This window comes from Salipiger marinus (assembly GCF_035481585.1).
Classification (GTDB): Bacteria; Pseudomonadota; Alphaproteobacteria; order Rhodobacterales; family Rhodobacteraceae; genus Salipiger; species Salipiger marinus.
Genome location: NZ_JAYKSL010000017.1, coordinates 78,023 through 98,205, shown reverse-complemented (window position 1 = coordinate 98,205; position 20,183 = coordinate 78,023). Strand labels below are relative to the sequence as shown.

At 67.6% G+C, this 20,183-nt stretch carries 23 protein-coding genes; 9 read left to right on the top strand and 14 right to left on the bottom strand.

Translation table 11 applies throughout. The features are described from left to right. The first annotated feature begins 148 nt into the window (after positions 1-148). From VK682_RS19825 to VK682_RS19815, 3 genes are all read left to right on the top strand, one after another. Positions 149-301, top strand: a complete 153-nt coding sequence (locus tag VK682_RS19825) for an adenylosuccinate lyase (protein ID WP_089847993.1) — start codon at positions 149-151, stop codon at positions 299-301. Positions 302-430: 129 nt separating this feature from the next. After that, positions 431-1,492, top strand: coding sequence for a flagellar motor switch protein FliG (locus VK682_RS19820; protein WP_089847995.1), 1,062 nt, complete (start codon positions 431-433; stop codon positions 1,490-1,492). A 72-nt stretch (positions 1,493-1,564) separates the two neighbouring features. Next, positions 1,565-2,497, top strand: coding sequence for a lysophospholipid acyltransferase family protein (locus VK682_RS19815; protein WP_165616821.1), 933 nt, complete (start codon positions 1,565-1,567; stop codon positions 2,495-2,497). Here the strand turns inward: VK682_RS19815 and VK682_RS19810 are convergent. After that, positions 2,494-3,195 carry a DUF1223 domain-containing protein gene (locus VK682_RS19810; RefSeq protein WP_089847997.1) on the bottom strand — a complete coding sequence of 234 codons (702 nt, stop codon included), beginning with the start codon at positions 3,193-3,195 and terminating at the stop codon, positions 2,494-2,496. The two genes, VK682_RS19815 and VK682_RS19810, sit on opposite strands and share 4 nt — an antisense overlap. A gap of 219 nt (positions 3,196-3,414) precedes the next feature. Here VK682_RS19810 and acnA point away from each other — a divergent pair, with 219 nt between their 5' ends. Both acnA and VK682_RS19800 read left to right on the top strand, forming a co-directional pair. Continuing rightward, positions 3,415-6,192 (top strand): aconitate hydratase AcnA, encoded by a 2,778-nt coding sequence (gene acnA, locus VK682_RS19805; RefSeq protein WP_324782440.1) that lies wholly within the window; start codon positions 3,415-3,417, stop codon positions 6,190-6,192. Between the two features lie 225 nt (positions 6,193-6,417). Next, complete coding sequence (locus VK682_RS19800; protein WP_269061872.1) at positions 6,418-6,543, top strand: hypothetical protein; 126 nt, start codon at positions 6,418-6,420, stop codon at positions 6,541-6,543. A 102-nt stretch (positions 6,544-6,645) separates the two neighbouring features. Here the strand turns inward: VK682_RS19800 and VK682_RS19795 are convergent, their stop codons facing one another. The 9 genes from VK682_RS19795 to yajC form a co-directional block, all read right to left on the bottom strand. Then, positions 6,646-7,191: a DsbE family thiol:disulfide interchange protein gene (locus VK682_RS19795; protein ID WP_230794482.1), complete on the bottom strand. Its 546-nt coding sequence runs from the start codon at positions 7,189-7,191 to the stop codon at positions 6,646-6,648. After that, the gene (gene ccmD / locus VK682_RS19790) at positions 7,184-7,339 is read right to left on the bottom strand and encodes a heme exporter protein CcmD (protein WP_311135838.1); all 156 of its coding nucleotides are present in this window, start codon (positions 7,337-7,339) and stop codon (positions 7,184-7,186) included. Before ccmD ends, VK682_RS19795 begins: the two co-directional genes overlap by 8 nt. Continuing rightward, positions 7,339-8,067 carry a heme ABC transporter permease gene (locus VK682_RS19785; protein ID WP_324782439.1) on the bottom strand — a complete coding sequence of 243 codons (729 nt, stop codon included), beginning with the start codon at positions 8,065-8,067 and terminating at the stop codon, positions 7,339-7,341. The genes ccmD and VK682_RS19785 overlap by 1 nt, the downstream gene beginning before the upstream one ends. 84 nt (positions 8,068-8,151) lie before the next feature. Next, positions 8,152-8,808, bottom strand: a complete 657-nt coding sequence (ccmB, locus tag VK682_RS19780; RefSeq protein WP_089848007.1) for a heme exporter protein CcmB — start codon at positions 8,806-8,808, stop codon at positions 8,152-8,154. Further along, positions 8,805-9,419 (bottom strand): heme ABC exporter ATP-binding protein CcmA, encoded by a 615-nt coding sequence (gene ccmA / locus VK682_RS19775; RefSeq protein WP_230794480.1) that lies wholly within the window; start codon positions 9,417-9,419, stop codon positions 8,805-8,807. Before ccmA ends, ccmB begins: the two co-directional genes overlap by 4 nt. 79 nt (positions 9,420-9,498) lie before the next feature. Next, on the bottom strand, positions 9,499-9,852 hold the full coding sequence (locus VK682_RS19770) for an Mth938-like domain-containing protein (RefSeq protein WP_089848011.1): 354 nt from the start codon (positions 9,850-9,852) through the stop codon (positions 9,499-9,501). 189 nt (positions 9,853-10,041) lie between these two features. After that, positions 10,042-11,010: a protein translocase subunit SecF gene (gene secF / locus VK682_RS19765; protein WP_230794478.1), complete on the bottom strand. Its 969-nt coding sequence runs from the start codon at positions 11,008-11,010 to the stop codon at positions 10,042-10,044. Between the two features lie 3 nt (positions 11,011-11,013). Continuing rightward, positions 11,014-12,675 carry a protein translocase subunit SecD gene (gene secD / locus VK682_RS19760; protein ID WP_230794477.1) on the bottom strand — a complete coding sequence of 554 codons (1,662 nt, stop codon included), beginning with the start codon at positions 12,673-12,675 and terminating at the stop codon, positions 11,014-11,016. A 24-nt stretch (positions 12,676-12,699) separates the two neighbouring features. Next, a complete protein-coding gene (gene yajC / locus VK682_RS19755) occupies positions 12,700-12,990 on the bottom strand; it encodes a preprotein translocase subunit YajC (protein WP_089848013.1) in 291 nt (96 codons plus the stop codon). Positions 12,991-13,312: 322 nt separating this feature from the next. On the opposite strand from yajC, the gene VK682_RS19750 reads away from it, so the two are divergent. From VK682_RS19750 to VK682_RS19740, 3 genes are read left to right on the top strand one after another with little or no spacing between them, the layout of a single operon-like run. After that, a complete protein-coding gene (locus tag VK682_RS19750) occupies positions 13,313-13,996 on the top strand; it encodes a trypsin-like serine peptidase (protein WP_269061871.1) in 684 nt (227 codons plus the stop codon). Between the two features lie 55 nt (positions 13,997-14,051). Continuing rightward, positions 14,052-15,344 (top strand): serine--tRNA ligase, encoded by a 1,293-nt coding sequence (serS, locus tag VK682_RS19745; RefSeq protein ID WP_230794476.1) that lies wholly within the window; start codon positions 14,052-14,054, stop codon positions 15,342-15,344. A gap of 1 nt (position 15,345) precedes the next feature. Further along, the gene (locus VK682_RS19740) at positions 15,346-16,047 is read left to right on the top strand and encodes a TspO-related membrane protein (protein WP_230794475.1); all 702 of its coding nucleotides are present in this window, start codon (positions 15,346-15,348) and stop codon (positions 16,045-16,047) included. 50 nt (positions 16,048-16,097) lie between these two features. Here the strand turns inward: VK682_RS19740 and VK682_RS19735 are convergent, their stop codons facing one another. Continuing rightward, on the bottom strand, positions 16,098-17,240 hold the full coding sequence (locus VK682_RS19735) for an alpha-D-ribose 1-methylphosphonate 5-triphosphate diphosphatase (protein ID WP_230794474.1): 1,143 nt from the start codon (positions 17,238-17,240) through the stop codon (positions 16,098-16,100). A 78-nt stretch (positions 17,241-17,318) separates the two neighbouring features. Here VK682_RS19735 and VK682_RS19730 point away from each other — a divergent pair, with 78 nt between their 5' ends. Continuing rightward, positions 17,319-18,014: a DUF1045 domain-containing protein gene (locus VK682_RS19730; RefSeq protein WP_230794473.1), complete on the top strand. Its 696-nt coding sequence runs from the start codon at positions 17,319-17,321 to the stop codon at positions 18,012-18,014. On the opposite strand, the gene phnN is transcribed toward VK682_RS19730, so the two are convergent. The 3 genes from phnN to VK682_RS19715 are packed head-to-tail and all read right to left on the bottom strand — an operon-like array spanning position 17,996 to position 20,183. After that, entirely contained in the window at positions 17,996-18,526 is a 531-nt protein-coding gene (gene phnN, locus VK682_RS19725) for a phosphonate metabolism protein/1,5-bisphosphokinase (PRPP-forming) PhnN (RefSeq protein ID WP_230794472.1), read from the bottom strand. The genes VK682_RS19730 and phnN overlap by 19 nt on opposite strands. After that, a complete protein-coding gene (gene phnL / locus VK682_RS19720; protein WP_230794471.1) occupies positions 18,523-19,206 on the bottom strand; it encodes a phosphonate C-P lyase system protein PhnL in 684 nt (227 codons plus the stop codon). Before phnL ends, phnN begins: the two co-directional genes overlap by 4 nt. Then, on the bottom strand, positions 19,203-20,183 hold the full coding sequence (locus tag VK682_RS19715) for a magnesium transporter CorA family protein (protein ID WP_089848026.1): 981 nt from the start codon (positions 20,181-20,183) through the stop codon (positions 19,203-19,205). The genes phnL and VK682_RS19715 overlap by 4 nt, the downstream gene beginning before the upstream one ends.

Here is a 20,183-nt window from a genome sequence, read left to right as displayed (position 1 = left end):
CCCCCGCGGCCGCAGGCCCGCTCCCCCGGGATATTTCCGGTCAGAAGAAGCAGCAGACCGGCGCGGGACCCCGCGCCGGGGCGCATTTCTTTTTGGGGCGGGGCAGGACCGTGTTAGGCTGGAACCCTGTCAGCATGGAGGATGCCAGATGACCAAGACCCTTGTGACCGCCGCAGCGCTTGTCGCGGCTTCGGTGACCGGCGCGCTTGCCTGTCCCGCCCATTCCGAAGCCAAGATGAGCTGCGAGGCGGGCATGGCCTATGACGCCGCCAGCCACAGCTGCAAGGTCGTGAACAGCTGAGCCACCGACCCGGGGCGGCGCCGCCCCGGGTATTGCCGCGACCGGGGGCCGATCTGGGAGCAGATCTGGAGAGGCTTCGTTAACCCCGGGGGCTTAGCACTGGAGGGGCACCGGAACAGGAGCCCTCGGATGCCGAATCTTCCCCAGCTTGCCGCCCCGCAGCGGATGGGCCTGCCTGCGGCCCGCCCGCCCCTGACCCAGCGCGCCAAGGCCGCGATCATCGTGCAGTTTCTGCTCAACGAAGGCGCGGATGTGCCGCTGTCCTCCCTGCCCGAGGATCTGCAGGCCGAACTGACCCAGCAGCTGGGCCGCATGCGCTATGTCGACCGCGAGACGCTGAATGCCGTGGTCGAGGAATTTGCCGATGCGCTCGATTCCGTGGGGCTGGCCTTTCCCGGCGACATGGCCGGGGCGCTGAGCCTGCTTGACGGGCGGATCAGCGCACGCACCGCGATGCGCCTGCGCAAGGAGGCCGGGGTGCGGCAGACCGGCGATCCGTGGGAGCGGATCAACAAGCTCGACGAAGAGCGGCTGGCGCGGTTCGTCAGCAGCGAATCCACCGAGGTGGCGGCGGTGATGATGTCCAAGATCGACACCGCCAAGGCGGCGAAGGTGCTGGCGCGGCTGCCCGGGGACCGGGCGCGGCGCATCACCTATGCCGTGTCGATGACGGCGGGTGTCAGCCCCGAAGCGGTGGACCGGATCGGCATCAGCCTTGCCGCGCAGCTGGATGCCGAGCCGCTGAAGGCGTTCGAAAAACGTCCCGACGAGCGGCTGGGGGCGATCCTCAACTACGCCGCCTCCGCCAAGCGCGACGAGGTGCTGGGTGGGCTGGAGGAGACCGACCGCGATTTCGCCGAGGCCGTGCGCAAGGCGATCTTCACCTTTGCCAATATTCCCGACCGGCTGAAGAAAAGCGATGTCCCGAAGATCAGCCGCGACGTGCCTGCGGATGTGCTGACGCAGGCCATCGCCTCTGCCAGCAGCGAGGCGGAGCTGCGCACGGTGGAATTCCTGCTGGAGAACATGTCGAAGCGCATGGCGGGCGGCCTGCGCGAGGATGCCGCCGGCATGAGCGTGAAGGGCAAGCGCGGCGAGGCCGCGCAGAATGCGGTGATCTCGACCATCCGCGATCTGGTGCAGGCGGGCGAGATCGACCTGAAGGATCCCGACAGCGACGAGGAGGAATGAGCCGCCCCGGCTTGTGCGGCGGGCCCGCGCGGCCTATCTCTGCGCCCGGACCGCGGCGGCACGGAGCAGGGTTTGACACGGATCACGGCACAGCGGAAGCCGCGCGGCGGCAAGGGCGACTGGATCGCCGACCGGGTGCTGCGCGCGCTGATCCGGCTGGCGCTGCGCCTGCCGCTGCGCACGCGGCTACGGCTGATGGGCTGGACGGTGGCGCGGGTGATCGCGCCGCTGGCGGGCTACCGGGCGCGCGCGATGGAGAATCTGGCCCATGTCTGGCCCGACATGCCAGAGCCGGAACGGCGGCGCATCGCCGATGCGGTGGCCGACAATGCCGGGCGCACGATGATCGAGAATTACGATGTGCCCGGCCTTCTGGCGCGGATGCAGGATGCCCCCATCACCGGCGCGGGCCTGCCCGAGATCGAGGCGGCGCGGGCCGAAGGGCGGCCCGTGCTGTTCGTCACCGGCCATTTCGGCAATTTCGAGGCGCCGCGTGCGGCGCTGGTGGCCCGGGGCTGGAGGATCGGCGGGCTCTACCGCCCCATGGCCAACCCGTTTTTCAACAGCCATTACGCCGCCAACATGCACGCGCTCTCCGATCCGGTTTTCGAACAGGGGCGACGCGGCACGATGGGGCTGCTGCGGCATATCCGCGATGGCGGCATGGGCGTGCTGCTGTTCGATGTCTACGACAGCGCCGGGGTCACGCTGGATTTTATGGGCCAGCCCGCCCCCACGCTGACCTCCGCCGCCGAGATCGCGGTGAAGACCGGCGCGCTGTTCGTGCCGTTTTTCGGGATCCGGCAGGCGGATGGCCTCAGCTTCGAGGTGGTGTTCGAGGCGCCGGTGCCGCATGGCCCGCCGGTGGAGATGATGGCGGAGGTGACGCGGCGTCTGGAGGCGCGGATCGCCGCGCATCCGGGGCAGTGGTTCTGGATTCACCGGCGCTGGAAGCCCAAGCGGCAGCGCAAGCGCGCGGCGCGGGCGGCGGCGGAGCGCGGCTAGCGCAGCTGTCCCGCGGCAAGGATGGCGCCGAAGGGCGGCTCCTGCAGCAGCACCACCGCCGGATCGCTGCCCTCCAGCGGCACGCGGGTCTGCCACGGCCCCTGCCCGTCCCAGTTGCCCAGCACCTGCCAGCCATGCGCGACATTGGTGTAGGTGATCGAGCGCCCGGCATTTTCGCCGTCGAGGATTTCCACATGGCGTTCGGGGGTGTAGCGCACCAGATGCACCACGGTTTCGGGCGGCAGCGGTGCAAGCGGATCGATCTGCACCACCAGTTCGGCGCCGTCACGGCTCAGGCTCAGCGTTGCGGGCGCGGGGGCGTCCGACGCGTCGGCGATGGCATCCATCACCTTCATGGCCTGCGAGCCCACCACGTCAAAGCGCCCGTTGACCACCATCTGCGGCGTGTAGATCGACCGGCGCCCGCCGCTGCGGGCATAGCCTTTCTGCCGTTTGGTGAAAGCGGGATCGGCGAAGCTGTCCTTCCAGCCGATATAATCCCAGTAATCCACATGCAGGGCGAGGGCTATGACATCGTCGCGCCCGCCAAGCCCGGCCAGCACCTCGTCGGCGGGCGGACAGGCGGCGCAGCCCTGCGAGGTGAAAAGCTCGACCACGACCGGGCTGTCATCCGCGGGCGCCGCCGTTGCCGCGCAGGCAAAGGCCAGCGGTGCCATCCAGTTAGTGAGTCGGAACATCTGGCCAGTCTTCCCCATTCTGCTGCCATGTCCGGGGTATCCAAGCGCGTCTGAAATAACCAATCAAGGTTTTGCGAGAGCGGGTGAGGCAAGAATTGCGCACTACGGTATTCTACGGTATACAAAAACGTCGCTGCCCCCCTTGAACGCTGCGCGCCCATGGGGCAGAAGGCAGAGCAAGCGAACCCCTTTTCTCCAGCCATTGATAGGGAGCCAGACATGCCCATCGTAGTCGGCCAAGATACATCCAGCACGCGCAAGACGCTTGAGGTGAACGGCACGTCCTTCGCCTATTACTCCATCCCAGCCGCCGAGGCCGCAGGGCTTGGTGACTTTTCGCAGCTGCCCGCCGCGCTGAAGGTGGTGCTGGAAAACATGCTCCGTTTCGAAGACGGCAAGACGGTGTCGGTGGACGACATCAAGGCCTTCTCGGACTGGGGCAAGCAGGGCGGCCAGAACCCGCGCGAGATCGCCTATCGCCCCGCCCGCGTGCTGATGCAGGATTTCACCGGCGTGCCCGCCGTGGTCGATCTTGCCGCCATGCGCGACGGCATCAAGGCACTGGGCGGGGACGCGCAGAAGATCAACCCGCTGAACCCGGTGGATCTGGTCATCGACCATTCGGTGATGATCGACGAATTCGGCAACCCGCGCGCGTTCCAGATGAACGTGGACCGCGAATACGAGCGCAACATCGAACGCTACGAGTTCCTGAAATGGGGCCAGTCGGCGTTCAACAACTTCCGCGTCGTGCCCCCGGGCACCGGCATCTGCCATCAGGTCAACCTTGAATACCTGTCGCAGACCGTCTGGACCGACAGCGATCAGGACGGCGTCGAAGTCGCCTATCCCGACACGCTGGTGGGCACCGACAGCCACACCACCATGGTCAATGGCGCCGCCGTTCTGGGCTGGGGCGTGGGCGGGATCGAGGCCGAGGCCGCGATGCTGGGCCAGCCGATCTCCATGCTGATCCCCGAAGTCGTCGGCTTCAAGCTGACCGGCGAGATGCTGGAAGGCACCACCGGCACCGACCTCGTGCTGAAGGTCGTCGAGATGCTGCGCAAGAAGGGCGTGGTCGGCAAGTTCGTGGAATTCTACGGCGAAGGGCTCGACAACCTGCCGCTGGCGCAGCGCGCCACCATCGCCAACATGGCCCCCGAATACGGCGCCACCTGCGGCTTCTTCCCGATCGACGACGAGACCCTGCGCTACCTGCGCCAGACCGGACGCGAGGAAGACCGCATCGCGCTGGTCGAAGCCTATGCCAAGGCGAACGGCTTCTGGCGCGGCTCGGATTACGCGCCGATCTACACCGACACGCTGGAGCTGGACATGGGCGCCATCGTGCCCGCGATCTCCGGCCCCAAGCGCCCGCAGGATTACCTGCCGCTGACCACCGCCGCTTCGGCCTTCGGCAAGTTCGTCAAGGGCGTGCGCGACGGCAAGGACGCCTCCCCCAAGGAGGAAATCCGCTGGGAAGGTGAAGGCGGCGCCCCCGAACCGCGCGAGATCCCCGGCGACGAGGGTCATCACAACCGCGGCTTCTATCAGGCCGAGGATGGCAGCACCCACCAGCTGCATGACGGCTCCATCGTGATCGCCTCGATCACCTCCTGCACCAACACCTCCAACCCCTATGTGCTGATCGGCGCGGGTCTGGTGGCACGCAAGGCGCGCGCGCTGGGTCTGAACCGCAAGCCGTGGGTCAAGACCTCGCTGGCCCCCGGCTCGCAGGTCGTGACGCAATATCTGGAAGCGGCGGACCTGCAGGAAGATCTGGACGCTGTCGGCTTCAACCTCGTGGGCTATGGCTGCACCACCTGCATCGGCAATTCCGGTCCGCTGGACGCGCCGATTTCCAAGGCGATCAACGATCATGACCTGATCGCCACCTCGGTGCTGTCGGGCAACCGCAACTTCGAGGGCCGGATCAGCCCGGACGTGCGCGCCAACTATCTGGCCTCGCCGCCGCTGGTGGTCGCCTATGCGCTGGTGGGCGACATGAATGTCGACATCACCACCGAACCGCTGGGCAATGACCAGAACGGCAACCCCGTCTACCTCAAGGACATCTGGCCGTCGAACGCCGAGATCGCCGAACTGGTGGAGCGGGTGGTGACCCGCGAGGCGTTCCAGTCCAAATATGCCGACGTCTTCAAGGGTGACGAGAAGTGGCAGGGTGTCGAGGTCAATGGCGGAGAGACCTACGCCTGGCCCGCAAGCTCGACCTATATCCAGAACCCGCCCTATTTCCAGGGCATGTCCAAGGATCCGGGGGTCATCACCAATATCGAAGGCGCGCGCATCCTTGCCGTGCTGGGCGACATGATCACCACCGACCACATCTCGCCCGCGGGGTCGTTCAAGGAGACGACGCCTGCCGGGAAATATCTGGTGGAACGTCAGGTGCCGGTGCGGGAGTTCAACTCCTACGGCTCGCGCCGCGGCAACCACGAGGTGATGATGCGCGGCACCTTCGCCAATATCCGCATCAAGAACGAGATGCTGGACGGGGTCGAAGGCGGCTACACCAAGGGTCCGGATGGCGCGCAGAGCTCGATCTATGACGCGGCCATGGCGCATCAGGCCGAAGGCACGCCGCTGGTGATCTTTGGCGGCGAGCTTTACGGTGCGGGGTCCTCGCGGGACTGGGCGGCCAAGGGCACGGCCCTGCTGGGCGTCAAGGCCGTGATCGCGGAAAGCTTCGAGCGCATCCACCGCTCCAACCTCGTGGGCATGGGGGTCATTCCCTTCGAGTTCACCGGGGGCGACACCCGCGAGACGCTGAAGCTGACCGGCGACGAGACCGTGGCGATTGGCGGGCTCGACACCGTGACTCCGCTGGCCGAAGTGCCCTGCACCATCACCTATGCCGATGGCGCCGAGAAGGTCATCCAGCTGAAATGCCGGATCGATACCGCGATCGAGAAGGAATATGTCGAGCATGGCGGCGTGCTGCATTACGTGCTGCGCAACCTTGCAAAGGCGTCCTGATCCGGCGCCCCGCCGCATCGGCTGAACGACATGACCCCGCCGCAGGCCCTCGCCTGCGGCGGGGTTTTCCGTTGCGCGCACCAGTGCTGCCTGCTGCGGCGGCAGCCGCGCGCCGCCTGCGCGGAGGTTCGCCGGTGCAGGGCCCGTCCCGCGCGGCAGGGTCTTTACCTTTTGGCGGCAGATGCCATCTGATCAGGACAAAAGACCCGTTCCAAGAGGCCGAGCATGAAACTTCTGACCCTGATCCAGGCCGCAGCGCTGGCCGTTCTGGCGGTGTTTGGCGCCTATGCCAGCTCCGAGACCCCCAAGAGCTGCCCGTCTCTGGCGGTGAGCGACCACTGCGACCTCTGAGCGGGTGCAGGCGGCATGGAGGGAGGGGGCTCTGCCCCCTCTTGGCCTGCGGCCAATTCACCCCCGGAGTTTAGGGGCAAGATGAAAGGGCTATGAGCGCACTCAGTCTTCGGCGGCCAGCGCCTTGTCGAGGGCGGGCAGGAAGACATCGGTGTAGAGCGTGCCTGCCAGCGGGCCCACATGTTTGTGCAGCACCGTGCCGTCGCCCGCGATGATGAAGGTTTCCGGCGGGCCGGTCACGCCCCAGTTGATCGCGGCGCGGCCCTGCGGATCATAGGGCACGCCGATAAAGGGCGAGCCGTCTTCGGTCAGGTAGCCTGAGGCGGCGGCGGTCTGGTCCTTGTAGTTGACGCCGATGATGCGCACGCCATCGGCCTGCAGATCCAGCAGCATGGGATGTTCGGCGCGGCAGGGCGGGCACCAGCTGGCCCAGAAGTTCACCACCGTGACCTCGCCGCTGCGCAGGTCGGCATCGGTTGCGGCGGGAAAGCCCGCGAGGGTCTCGGCGGGCAAGGGCGGCGCGGGCTGGCCGATGAAGGTCGAGGGCAGCGCATTGGGATCGCCGCGATACATGCCGAGATAGGCCATGACCGCGAAGCCCGCGAAGATCACCGGCGGGAGCGCCATGAGCGGCGAGAGTCTAGCCATGTCGGTTCAGCCTTGCTTCCACCTTGTCGAGTTCGGCACGGGCCCGGCGGGCCCGGGCGATGCTGTGCCAGACCAGCGCCCCGATCATGGCGAGGCTGACCCCGTAGGATCCCAGCACCGCCACCGCGTATTTTCCAAGATCGGGCATCATCCCCGTCCCTCCCGTGCCAGCAGCGCCCGGGTGCGGCGGGCGCGGATTTCCGTCTGGGTCCGCAGGAAGACCAGCGCCACGAACAGCAGCACGAAGCCCGCGATGCAGACCAGCGCCGGATACCAGTAGACATCGGCGACGTTTTCTTCGGCATCGAGCGACAGCGAGGCGCCCTGATGCAGGCCCTGATTCCAGAACAGCACCGCATAGCGCGACAGCAGCGCGAAGACCGAGCCCACGAGGCAGAGGATCGAGGTGAGATCCGCCGCCGTGTCGTCATTCTCGATGGCCTGCCACAGCGCCATATAGCCCAGATAGAACAGGAACAGGATCAGGAAGGAGGTCAGCCGCGGATCCCATTCCCACCATGTCCCCCACATCGGCTGGCCCCAGAAGGCGCCGGTGATCAGGGCGATCAGCGTGAACATGGCCCCGACCGGGGCTGCCGCCCGCGCCGCCAGCGCCGAGACGTGATGGCGGCGCACGATCCAGATCAGCGAGGCCACCAGCATCATCACCCATGCGTTGATCGCCATCATGGCGGCGGGCACATGCAGGTAGAAGATCTTGACCGTGGCGCCCTGCCGGTAATCATCGGGGGTGAAGAAGAAGCCCCAGACCAGCCCCACGACCAGACACAGCGCCGCAGAGCCCGCGATCCATGGCAGGATGCGGTCCGTCACGCGGATGAATTTCACCGGATTGGCATATTCCCAGATCGACATGTGTTTCCTCTACCCCAGCCCCGGCTCCGTTACACTTCAAAACTGCAACAGGGACAATGGGGGCCTCTGCGGCAGCCTGCCGCGCTAGCGCAGGTTGATGCGCAGCACGGCGGCGCTGGCAAAGGGCAGCAGCGCGATCACGCCAAAGCTGATCCCCGCCAGCATCAGCAGCGGCGACTGCAGCGCCAGACCTTCGGCGCCGCGCCGCGCCACCTCGGCGCCGAAGATCAGCGTCGGCACGTAAAGCGGCAGCACCAGCAGCGACAGCAGCAGCCCGCCGCGTTTCAGCCCCACGGTCAGCGCCGCCCCGAAGGTGCCGATCACCGACAGCGCGGGCGTGCCAAGCGCCAGCGACACCACCACCCACAGATAGCCCGCAGGCGGCAGGTTCAGCAGCACCCCCAGCACCGGGGCCGCCAGCACCAGCGGCAGGCCGGTGGTCAGCCAATGCGCCAGCGCCTTGATGCTGACGATACCCTCCATCGGCAGCGGCGCCGTGGCCAGAAGGTCCAGCGAGCCATCCTCCCAGTCCAGCGCGAAGATCCGGTCCAGCGACAGCAGGCAGGCAAGCAGCGCGCCGATCCACAGCACCCCCGGCCCGATGCGGGTCAGAAGCGCGGTTTCCGGCCCGACCCCGAAGGGCACCAGCACCGTGACGATGAGGAAAAACGCAAGCCCGAGCCCGAAGCCCCCGCCCGCGCGCAGCGCCAGCCGCAGATCGCGCCAGAGCAGCGCCGTCACAGGAAGGCCTCGTCCTGAAGGGCGGCACGGGGGGCGGCGCGATAGGGGGTGACATCGAGGATCCGCGCCTCGGTCAGGCCCAGATCGATATGGGTGGCGATCAGCGCGCAGCCGCCCGAGGCCAGATGGCGGCGCACCACCCCGGCGAAGAGCGCGACCGAGGCCGCATCCAGCGAGACGGTGGGTTCGTCCAGCACCCAGACCGGGCGCGCGGTGACCATGAGCCGCGCCAGACCGAGCCGCCGCTTCTGCCCCGCCGACAGGCTGCCCGCCAGCCGGTCCTGCAGCGGGTCCAGATCAAAGGCCGCAAGCGCTGGTGTGATGTCGGAGGCGCCAAAGACCTGCGCCCAGAAGCGCAGGTTTTCCGCAACGCTCAGCATGGATTTCAGCCCGTCGGCATGGGCGGCATAGGCGATGCGGTCTTCGGTCCCGCTCAGGCTGCCGGCGAGCGGCGGCTGCAGGCCCGCCACGGTGCGCAGCAGCGTGGTCTTGCCCGAGCCATTGGGCCCGCGCAGCACAAGCGCCTGTCCGGGCCCCAGCACAAAGCTCAGCCCCTCCAGCACCGGCACCCCGCCGCGGGCCACCGCAAGATCCTGCGCGATCACATCCATGATCTGCCTTTAGCCCAGCCCTTCTGCACGGGAAAGCGGCAAAGCCGCCCCGCGACAAGGTGTTGCGGCCCCGCCCCGGTCAGACCGGCAGCACGGCCAGCGCCACCCGACGGCCTTCGGCCAGCAGCACGTTATAGGTCCGGCAGGCGGAGGGAGAGTTCATCACCTCAACCCCGACGCCTGCCTGTTCCAGACGTTCGGTCAGGCTTTGCGGCAAAAAGGCGATGTCACGCCCCGTGCCCACGAACAGCACGTCGATGCTGTCCGCCAGCGCCAGCAGCGTGTCTTCGTCGGAAAGTCCGCCCCAGCCGATACGGCCGCGCGGCGTCATGCAGACCGGCCCGTCCACGGCCTGTCCGCCGATGCGGAAAAACCCGGGGCCGTAGCCCTCGACCGGCATCGCATCGCTATACGTGATCTCGTTCAACCGCATGGTGATCCCCTTATCCCACACAGGCAATCCGCGGACGGATTGCATCCCCGATCAGCTGTCAGGCCACAGGACACGGCAAACCTCCCCCCGCGTCGGCATATGCCGCGTCTGGCCTGACCGCAGCAGTGACCATAGGGCAGCGGGGCTGAAAAGCCAAGGCCCGGCACAAATCCGCGCCGGGCCCGCACCTCAGACGAAGGGACCGGCTTTCTTGGCCTCGGCCTCTGCCTCGGGCTTCGACCAGTCGCGCTTGACCCCGAACCACAAAAGCAGCGCCGTGGCGATGAAGACCGAGGAATAGGTGCCGACCAGCACGCCCCAGATCATCGCGAAGACAAAGCCGCGGATCACGTCGCCACCCAGCACGAACAGCGCCACCAGCGCCAGCAGCGTGGTGAAGGAGGTCATGAAGGTCCGGCTCAGCGTCTCGTTGATCGACAGGTTCAGCACCTCTCGCAGCTCGGTCTTCTTGTATTTCACCAGATTCTCGCGGACCCGGTCGAAGACCACCACGGTGTCGTTCAGCGAATAGCCGACGATGGTCAGCAATGCCGCGATGGTTGTCAGGTCGAACTTGATCTGCAGCTCTGAAAAGACGCCGATGGTCAGCACCACGTCATGGATCAGCGCGATCACCGCCCCCGCCGCGAACTGCCATTCGAAGCGCAGCCAGATATAGACCAGCACCGCCGCCAGCGACAGCGCCACCGCCTGAATCGCTGTCCAGATCAGTTCGCCCGACACCTTGGGCCCCACCGATTCCACCGAGATGAAGCGGATGTCCGGGGCCACGCCCTGCAGCGCCGCCTCGACCTGCGCGATGGTGTCCTGACTGACCGCCTCCACGTCGTCCTGCGCCTGAATGCGCACCATGGCCACGTTCTGGTCGGGGCCGAAGGAGGGGTCGAACACTTCCGAGATCAGCACGTCACCCAGATCAAGCGCGGCCAGCGCCTCGCGATAGGCGCCCACATCCACGGGTTCGGTGGTTTCGGTGCGGATGGTGGTGCCGCCCCGGAAGTCGATGCCGTAGTTGAGACCGCGCAGCGCGAAGCTCGCCAGCGCCAGCACGATCATCACGGCGGAAATGCCCAGCCACAGCTTCCAGCGGCTGAAAAAGTCAAAGCTGGTATTGTCGGGGATGATACGAAGACGCATGGCTCAGACCTCGATGCTTTTGGGGCGGCGGCGTGCGAACCACATGGAGACCAGCAACCGGGTGACAAAGATCGCCGTGAACACCGAGGTCAGGATCCCCAGACCCAGCGTGATGGCAAAACCGCGCACCGGGCCGGAGCCCATGACATACAGGATGGTGGCGGTCAGGAAGGTGGTGATGTTGGCATCGACGATGGCCGACAGCGCCTTCTCGTAGCCCAGTTCGATGGCGCGGGCTGGGCCGCGCGCGGTCTTCAGTTCCTCGCGGATGCGTTCGAACACCAGCACGTTGGCATCCACCGCCATGCCGACCGTCAGCACGATGCCCGCGATCCCGGGCAGGGTCAGCGTGGCCCCCACCAACGACAGCAGGCCGAAGATCAGGCCGATATTGATGATGAGCGCGATATTGGCGAAGAGCCCGAAGAGACCATAGCTCGCCCACATGAAGCCCAGCACCGCGATGAAGGCCACCGCCGTGGCAAGCTTGCCCGCCTCGATGCTGTCCTGCCCCAGTTCCGGGCCGATGGTGCGTTCTTCAAGGAAATCCATCCCCGCAGGCAGCGCGCCCGCGCGCAGCAGCACCGCAAGGTTGGTGGACTGTTCCACAGTGAAATTGCCGGTGATGATGCCCGACCCGCCGGGGATGTGGCTCTGGATCACCGGGGCGGAAATCACCTCGCCATCCAGAACGATGGCGAAGGGGCTGCCGATATTGGCGGCGGTGTAATCGCCGAATTTCCGCGCCCCCGAGGGGTTGAAGCGGAAATTGACCGCGGGCTGGCCGTTCTGGTCAAAGGCGGGCTGCGCATCCACCAGCTCCTCGCCGGTGACAACGGGCGCCTGTTCCAGCACATAGAACACGCCCTCCTCGTCCTGCGACGGCATGATCTCGTTGCCGACCCCGGCGCTGGTGTCGGGATTGCTGGTGCGGCTGACGACGCCCTGAAAGGTCAGCTGCGCCGTGGTGCCGATGATGGCTTTCAGTTCTGCCGCCGATCCCACGCCCGGCACCTGAATCAGGATGCGGTCGGCGCCCTGACGCTGGATGGTGGGTTCGCGGGTGCCGACCTCGTCGATGCGGCGGCGGATGATTTCAAGGCTCTGCTGCATGGTGCGGTCATCGGTGGCCTGCTGTTCGGCCTCCGACAGGCGGACCACGATATCGGATCCCTCGCCCGCCACCTGCAGATCGGTGGTGCCTGCCCCGGTCATGGAGACCACGGGCCGTGCCAGTCCGCGCACCAGTTCCAGCGCGCGGGCCATGCCGTCGGGTTCGGAAATGCGCACGCGCAGCTCGCCCGGGGGCGAAGGCTGCAGGCGGATGGTGCCCACAGAGTCCCGCTCGCCGCGCAGGATGTCGCGGACATCGGGCCAGAGCGCTTCCATGCGCGACTGATAGACCTCGGCCACCTTGACCTCGGCCAGCAGATGCGCGCCGCCGCGCAGGTCGAGCCCGAGATTCACCAGCCCCGAGGGCAGCCAGTCCGGCCAGCCCGCGCGGGCGGCCTCGCGCTCTGCGGTGGCGCCGCTTTCCTCGATGGCGGCGACCGCGTCATTATGCGCCTCGACGCGGTTGTAGAACAGGTTGGGGCTGGCCAAGGCCAGCCCCACGATGACAGTCGCCCAGACAAGCAGGCGTTTCCAGAGATCGATCTGCAGCATGTGTCGGGCGTTTTCCGTTTATGATCAGGCTTCTGCGGCGGGTTCGGTCTTGGACAGCACCTGTGCCACGGTGGTCTGCACGATGCGGACGCGCACGCCTTCGGCGATTTCCACTTCCAGCTCGCCGCCTTCCTTGACCTTCGACACCTTGCCGATCAGCCCGCCCTGGGTCACGATCTGGTCACCCCGGCGCAGCGCCGCCACCATCTTCTGGTGCTCCTTGACCTTCTTCTGCTGCGGGCGGATCAACAGAAAATACATGATCCCGAAAATGAGGATCAGAGGAACAAACTGGGCAATTGCGCTGCTATCCATGCGGGGCTCTCCTTGCTGGTCAGGCGGGGCACCCCCCGCAAATTTGGCCGGAACCTATGTGCGAAGCGCCCCGGATGCAAGGCGCCGGATCTTCGCAGAGGGACGCTGGCCCGGCCGCACCCTGACCTGACCCCATGAACCTTGGGGAAAGCGTGGATCAGGGGACCGTTCTGCGCGTGGCGCCCGGGGGATGTTCCGGGCCTTTTTGGGCGGCTGGGGCTGCTCGGCCACCACATTGCTCGCGCAAAAAGCCGGGCAATGCGCTATGTCACACCCGCTGGCGCAGATGGCGATCCAGCCACAGGACCGCACATCTTTCGCAATGACACGCCTCGCTTTCCTGCTTGCCCTGCTTCTTGCCCTGCCCGCCCGGGCGGCGGAGCTGCCGGTTCTGCCGCAGGATCAGCTGGCGGACTGGCAGGCGGTGGGGCGGGTGAACACGCAGGGCTATCGGCGGGTGGGCATGTGCACCGGCACGCTGGTGGCGCCCGATCTGGTGCTGACGGCGGCGCATTGTCTGCTGGGGCCAGACGCGCGTCCGGTGCGGGCGGCGGATCTGCGCTTTGTCGCGGGCTGGCGTGGCGGCGATCATGCCGGGGTGGCGGAGGTGGCGCGCTACGATCTGCACCCCAAGGCGCTGCAGGGCGAGGCGCTGTCGATCGAACACGATCTGGCGCTGCTGCATCTGGCCGCGCCGCTTGATCCGCCGCCGGTGCCGCTGGGGACGGTGGCAGAGCCGCCCTTTGCCCTGATCGGCTATCACGATCACCGCCCGCACCGGCTGTCGGGGCGGATGGACTGCGGCGGGGGCCGGTCGCACCGGATGCTGCTGCTGGACTGCCCGGTGCGCCCGGGCAATTCCGGCGGGCCGGTGCTGGCGCGGCAGGACGGGCGCTGGCAGCTGGTGGGGGTGGTCTCAGCCCGCTCGGACCATGGCACGCTGGTGGTGCCGCTTGATGGCTGGCTGCGCGGGCAGGTGATGCCGGGCGCCCCCTACCCTCGCTGAGCAAATCAGGGCATAACGCCCCCGAGTCGCCATTTCATGCCAAAGGATCAGGACGATGCACGACATCCGCACCATTCGCGAAAACCCCGCCGCTTTTGACGCGGCGCTGTCGCGCCGGGGTGCCGAACCGCTGTCGTCCCGCCTGCTGGAGATGGACGAGGCGCGCCGCGCCGCCATCCATGCCGCCGAAACCGCGCAGGCGGAACAGAACCGCGCCTCCAAGGAAGTGGGCGCCGCCAAGGGCCGCGGCGATGATGCCGAATTTGAACGGCTGCGCGCGCTGGTTTCCGACAAGAAGGCCGAGGTCGCCGCGATGATGGCCCGCGCCAAGGATCTGGACGAGGCACTGACCGCGCTGCTGCTGGAAATCCCCAACCTGCCGCTGGACGAAGTGCCCGAAGGCCGCGACGAGGCCGACAATGTGGAGATCCGCCGCTGGGGCACGCCCGCCAGCTTCGACTTCACCCCGAAGGAACATTACCAGCTGGAGGGGGTGACCCGCGGCATGGATTTTGAAACCGCGGCCAAGCTGTCGGGGGCGCGGTTTGTGGTGCTGTCGGGCGCCATCGCGCGGATCCATCGCGCACTGGCGCAGTTCATGCTCGACACCCATACCGAAGAAAACGGCCTGACCGAGACCTGGACCCCGGTTCTGGTGCGCGAAGAGATGATGCTGGGCACCGGGCAGTTGCCCAAGTTCGGCGAAGACAGCTATCAGACGCGGGACGGCTGGTGGCTGGTGCCCACGGCGGAGGTGACGCTGACCAATATCGTCAGCGGCCTGACCGTGGACGAAGACAGCCTGCCGCGCCGCTATGTCGCCCATACCCAGTGCTTCCGCTCCGAGGCGGGCAGCGCCGGGCGCGACACCGCCGGAATGCTGCGCCAGCACCAGTTCGAGAAGGTCGAGATGGTGTCGATCACCCATCCCGACGCCTCGCGCGCCGAACTGGACCGGATGACCGGCTGCGCCGAGGGCATCCTGCAGAAGCTGGGCCTGCCCTATCGCACCGTGGTGCTCTGCACCGGCGACATGGGCTTTGGCGCGCGGCGCACCCATGACATCGAGGTCTGGCTGCCCGGGCAGAACTGTTACCGCGAGATCAGCTCGGTCTCGCTCTGCGGCGCGTTTCAGGCCCGGCGCATGAACGCGCGGTTCAAGCCGGACGCGGGTGGCAAGCCGGAATATGTGCACAGCCTGAACGGCTCCGGCCTTGCCGTGGGGCGCTGCCTGATCGCGGTGCTGGAAAATGGCCAGCAGGCGGATGGATCCGTCCTGCTGCCCGAGGCGTTGAGCCCGTGGCTGGGAGGCAAGACCCGGCTGACAGCGGAAGGGGCATTGATCTGACATGACACGCATCTGGGCCGTTCTGGTGCTGCTGGCGGCGGTGGCGTTTGCCGCCTCGCCGCTGCTGACGCCGGGTTTCAACGGATTTGACCCGCAGGCCTTTCCGGTGCCGCAGGTCGATCCGCCGGTGCAGCCGGCGGGCTATGCCTTTTCGATCTGGGGCCTGATCTATCTGTGGCTGATCGCGGGGGCGGGCTTTGGCCTGTTCGCGCGCAGCGATTCCGAAGACTGGGCGCCTGCCCGCCCGCCGCTGGTGCTGAGCCTTGCCGTGGGTGCGTTCTGGCTGCCGGTCGCCAACCTGTCGCCGATCGCGGCAACGGTGATGATCTGGGTGATGACGGCTGCGGCGCTGCGGGCGCTGTTCCTGACCGGGGACATGGACCGCTGGTGGCAGCTGTCGCCGGTGGCGGTCTATGCGGGCTGGCTGACCGCTGCCGCCTCGGTCTCGGTCGGGCTGCTGCTGGCGGGCTATGGCCTGCTGGAGGCGACGCCCGCCGCACTGGTGGGGCTGGGTCTGGCGCTCGTGCTGGCGCTGGTGGTGCAATACCGCCTGCACCGCGCGCCGCTTTACGGCATCACGGTGATCTGGGCGCTGGTGGCGGTGATCGTGGCGAACCTGAGCCCGCTCAACATCGCGGTGGCGGGGCTGGCGGTGCTGGGCATCCTTGGCATTCTGGCGCTGCGCGGCACGGATACCGAATAAACGCGCCGCGCCCCATCAGGGGCGCGGCACACTGCCGAAATCAGGCTAAATCAGGCGACGCGGCGGCCATGGCTCCAGACGCCGCGGATCACCGGCTGGCCTTCGATATGGGCCACGCGCACCACATCCCCCAGCAACCCCGGCGCAAGACGCCCGCGATCCTGCAGCCCGGCAGCCTCTGCGGGGGCACGGGTCACGGTGGCGATGCCGCGCGGCAGATCCTCCCACAGGTCCGCCAGCCGGAACGCCGCCAGCAGCAGCGACGAGGGCACGTAATCCGACGACAGGATGTCGAGCAGGTTCAGCTTGGCCAGATCCTCGGCGGCGACATTGCCGGAATGCGACCCGCCCCGGATCAGGTTCGGCGCCCCCATCATCACCGCGATCTGCGCCGCATGGCAGGCCTCTGCCGCCTCCACCGTGGTCGGGAATTCCGCCAGCCGCACGCCATGCCCGGCGCTGGTGGTGACATGATCCGCCGTGGTGTCATCGTGGCTGGCCAGCACTGCGCCCAGACGGCGGGCGGCTTGCACCGCGCCAGCCTCGTGCCGCGCGCCCAAGCTGTCGCGCAGCCCGGTCAGGTTCGCCACATGCTCGGCAAACTCCGCATCCGACAGGCCATGTTTGCCGCAGACGTAATCCTTGAACTTGCTGATGTCGCGGAACTGGCGCTGGCCGGGGGTGTGATCCATCAGCGACAGGATGCCCACCCGGTCGGCGGCGCCGAATTCCTCCAGCTCCTCGAGCAGGGTTTCCGAACAGATCTCGGCGCGCAGATGCAGGAAATGGCTGATCCGCAGCATGCCCGCGCGCCGCGCCTCCAGCAGTTCGCCCGCCAGCGACCGGGCATATTTGCCATAGCGCGTGCGCGAGGCACTGACCACCGAGCCCACGCGCATCGCGTCGAACACCGTGGTGATGCCGGTCGAGGCCAGTTCGCCATCATGCGCAAGGATCGCCGCCATATGCGGCCAGTCCACCTTGGGGCGCGGCTGCATGTGGCGTTCCAGATTGTCGGTATGCAGCTCGATCAGGCCGGGGATCAGCAGATCGCCCGCGCAGTCTTCGGCCCCGGCCACGGTGGTGGCGCCGTCGGTGATGTCGGCGATGCGCCCGTCCTGCAGATGCAGCGTGCCGTGGATCACCGCATCGTCCAGAACGATGCGCGCGTTGGTCAAAAGCGTGTTGCCCATGCCTTACCTCAATTCCTGTGTCTTGTCTTGGATCCGGGCGGTCTTCCCGCCGTCATGTTTGCGTGGCAGAACAGGCGCATGACAGATGCCATGCCCCCCTTCCGCCGCTTCGCCGTCTATGCCGCGCCCGATCCCGGGCCGCTGGCCGAATTTGCCGCCCGCTGGCTGGGCTGGGATCCGGTCACCGGGACCGAACCCGCGCCGCCCGATGTGACCGGCCTGCCCCGTCCGCAGGCGGAGATCACCGCCGATCCGCGCAAATACGGCTTTCACGGCACGCTGAAACCGCCCTTCCGCCCGACCGGAAGTCAGGCGCGGCTTGAGGATGATCTGGCCGCACTTGCCGCCCGGCTGGCCCCCGTCACGCTGGACGGGCTGCGGCTGGCCCGGCTGGGCCGGTTTCTGGCGCTGGTCCCCGAGGGCGACACCACGGCGCTGGCAGATCTCGCGGCAGAGGTGGTGGCCGCACTCGATCCTCACCGTGCGCCCCAGACCGAGGCGGACCTGGCCCGCCGCCGTGCCAAGGGGCTGAGCCCGCGGCAGGAGCAGAACCTGCAGCGCTGGGGCTATCCTTATGTGATGGAGGAGTTCCGCTTTCACCTCACGCTGACCGGGCCGCTGCCCGGGGATGAGGCGGATCAGGTGGCCGAGGCGCTGCGCCCGCATCTGGCGCCGCTGCTGCCGCGGCCTTTCGTGCTGGGCGCGCTGTGCCTTTTTGGCGAGGCAGAGGACGGGCGGTTCCATCTGCTGCACCGCTACGCCCTGACCGGCTGAAGCAGCGCGCGCAGCGCGGCGGCGGCGGTGTCAAGATCGCCGGAATTGTCGATGACATGCACGCAGAGCCCCGGCGGCAGCGGTTCGGCGGCGCGGTCCAGCCGCGCCGCGATGTCCGCTGCCGTCTCCCGCCCGCGCGCGGCAAGCCGGGCCGCCAGCGCCGCGCGGGTGGCGGTGACATGGATCACCTCCAGCCCGGGAATGGCCGCCGCCGCAGCGGCCAGATGCTTGCGCGATCCGTTGAACACCGTGACCGGCGCGCGGGTCAGCTCGGCCTGCGGGATGCCGTAATGCAGCCCATGCGCCTGCCAGTGCAGCGCGAAACGGCCCGCGCGGCGCTGGTCCTCGAATTCGGCTTGCGTGACCGCCTCGTGATCCTCGCCCCCGGCTTCGGGCGCGCGGGTCACCACCCGGCGCACCACATGCAGCCCCGGCAGACCGGGCGCCACACGCGCCAGAAGCGTGTCCTTGCCCACGCCAGACGGGCCGACAAGGGCAAAGATCCGGCTCATGCGGCGCGGGCCGGGGTGAAGGCGGTGACATCCACCTCGCGGTCGCAGACCGCCTCGCGCGCCTCGGCGTCGTGGAAGATGCCAAGGATGGCCGCTCCGCGCGTCTTGGCCTCGCGGATCAGATCCAGCACCACCGCGCGGTTGGTGGCATCCAGCGAGGCGGTGGGTTCATCCAAGAGCAGCGCCGGGAAGTCATGGGCAAAGCCGCGCGCGATATTGACCCGCTGCTGCTCGCCCCCGGAAAACGTGGTGGGCGACAGCGACCACAGCCGTTCGGGGATGTTGAGCCGCGCGAGCAGGTCGCGGGCGCGGTCCAGCCCTGCCTCGGTGCTGCCGCCTGCCGCCAGAACCGGCTCTGCCACCACCTCCAGCGTCGGCACACGCGGCACCACGCGCAGGAACTGGCTGACATAGCCCAGCACATGACGGCGCAGCGCGAGGATCTGGCGCGGCTCGGCCTGCGCCACGTCCAGATCGCCGACCCGGATCGCGCCACCCTGCGCCAGATAATTGCCGTAGATCATGCGCATCAGGGTGGATTTTCCCGCCCCCGAATTGCCCACCAGCGCCACGCACTCGCCGCGCGCCACGGACAGGCTGGCCCCCGCCATCACCGGGATCACCGCACTGCCCTGATTGTGCAGCACGAAGGATTTCGACAGGTCGCGGATCTCGATCATAGCCAGTGCTTCCATTTGAAGAAAAGATAGGTGCCAAGCGCCGAGGCCAGCATCAGCCCCAGCACCGCAGGATAGCCCCAGCCCCGGTCCAGCCCGGGCATGGTGGCAAAGTTCATGCCATAGGCCGAAGCGACCAGCGTCGGCGGCAGGAACAGCACCGCCACCACCGACACGATCCGCACCGTGGCGTTCTGCGCCAGATGGATCATGCCCAGCGTCGCATCCACCGCCAGCCCGACCCGGGCCGCCAGAAAATCCGCATGCACGGCAAGCGCCGCCAGATCGCGCAGTTCCGCCTTGACCAGCGCCTTCAGCCCCTGCCCGTCGCGGGCGGCGGCAAAATGGTTCAGCGCACGGTCAAGCGTGGTGGTGGCGGTGCGCACCCGGCTCAGCCGTTCGCCCTGCAGCCCGACCTCCTCCAGCGTTTTCTGCAGCAGGTCGGGGCGGTTGGCGGCATGGCCGGAAAAGACCCGGCGCCCGGCTTCGTCCAGCACCCGGCCCGCCTCTTCCAGACTGTCGGCAAGCGAGCCCACGATTTCCGCCATCAGCCCCAGAAAGATGCGGTCCGGCGTGGCGCAGCCCGCAGGCCCCTGACCGGCGCGCAGCGGATAGGTTTCAAAGGCACGCGGCAGATGGTGCCGCACCGTGATCAGCCGCGAGGGCTGCAGCACGAAGGTCACCGGCCCCGCGATCACATGGCCGTCCGGATCGCGCCCGGGCAGCACCACGGTCAGATAATCGGCGCCATCCTCGTGATAGAGCCTGCTGGAGATCTCGATCTCTTCCATTTCCGACAGCGTCGGCACATGGATGCCCAGTCCCCCCACCGCCGCCACCTGCCCCGAGAGCGGGCGATACAGATCGACCCAGACCGCATCGGCGGGCAGATCGAAGGCCAGCGTCGGCTCCGCCAGAGAGGGGTTTTCGGTGATGACCCGCGACAGGCCCGCGCCGGTGCTGCGATAGGCAAAAAGCAT

Bases quoted from the DNA above. Each gene is read 5' to 3' on its own strand.
- phnL (WP_230794471.1), bottom strand. From the start codon at position 19,206: ATGATCGAGATCCGCGACCTGTCGAAATCCTTCGTGCTGCACAATCAG.
- VK682_RS19795 (WP_230794482.1), bottom strand. From the start codon at position 7,191: ATGGCTAGACTCTCGCCGCTCATGGCGCTCCCGCCGGTGATCTTCGCG.
- VK682_RS19785 (WP_324782439.1), bottom strand. From the start codon at position 8,067: ATGTCGATCTGGGAATATGCCAATCCGGTGAAATTCATCCGCGTGACG.
- VK682_RS19825 (WP_089847993.1), top strand. From the start codon at position 149: ATGACCAAGACCCTTGTGACCGCCGCAGCGCTTGTCGCGGCTTCGGTG.
- VK682_RS19810 (WP_089847997.1), bottom strand. From the start codon at position 3,195: ATGTTCCGACTCACTAACTGGATGGCACCGCTGGCCTTTGCCTGCGCG.
- VK682_RS19735 (WP_230794474.1), bottom strand. From the start codon at position 17,240: ATGGGCAACACGCTTTTGACCAACGCGCGCATCGTTCTGGACGATGCG.
- ccmA (WP_230794480.1), bottom strand. From the start codon at position 9,419: ATGGATGTGATCGCGCAGGATCTTGCGGTGGCCCGCGGCGGGGTGCCG.
- ccmD (WP_311135838.1), bottom strand. From the start codon at position 7,339: ATGCCCGATCTTGGAAAATACGCGGTGGCGGTGCTGGGATCCTACGGG.
- VK682_RS19770 (WP_089848011.1), bottom strand. From the start codon at position 9,852: ATGCGGTTGAACGAGATCACGTATAGCGATGCGATGCCGGTCGAGGGC.
- VK682_RS19800 (WP_269061872.1), top strand. From the start codon at position 6,418: ATGAAACTTCTGACCCTGATCCAGGCCGCAGCGCTGGCCGTTCTGGCG.
- VK682_RS19820 (WP_089847995.1), top strand. From the start codon at position 431: ATGCCGAATCTTCCCCAGCTTGCCGCCCCGCAGCGGATGGGCCTGCCT.
- VK682_RS19750 (WP_269061871.1), top strand. From the start codon at position 13,313: ATGACACGCCTCGCTTTCCTGCTTGCCCTGCTTCTTGCCCTGCCCGCC.
- VK682_RS19715 (WP_089848026.1), bottom strand. From the start codon at position 20,183: ATGCTTTTTGCCTATCGCAGCACCGGCGCGGGCCTGTCGCGGGTCATC.
- secD (WP_230794477.1), bottom strand. From the start codon at position 12,675: ATGCTGCAGATCGATCTCTGGAAACGCCTGCTTGTCTGGGCGACTGTC.
- VK682_RS19730 (WP_230794473.1), top strand. From the start codon at position 17,319: ATGACAGATGCCATGCCCCCCTTCCGCCGCTTCGCCGTCTATGCCGCG.
- VK682_RS19740 (WP_230794475.1), top strand. From the start codon at position 15,346: ATGACACGCATCTGGGCCGTTCTGGTGCTGCTGGCGGCGGTGGCGTTT.
- secF (WP_230794478.1), bottom strand. From the start codon at position 11,010: ATGCGTCTTCGTATCATCCCCGACAATACCAGCTTTGACTTTTTCAGC.
- yajC (WP_089848013.1), bottom strand. From the start codon at position 12,990: ATGGATAGCAGCGCAATTGCCCAGTTTGTTCCTCTGATCCTCATTTTC.
- phnN (WP_230794472.1), bottom strand. From the start codon at position 18,526: ATGAGCCGGATCTTTGCCCTTGTCGGCCCGTCTGGCGTGGGCAAGGAC.
- serS (WP_230794476.1), top strand. From the start codon at position 14,052: ATGCACGACATCCGCACCATTCGCGAAAACCCCGCCGCTTTTGACGCG.
- acnA (WP_324782440.1), top strand. From the start codon at position 3,415: ATGCCCATCGTAGTCGGCCAAGATACATCCAGCACGCGCAAGACGCTT.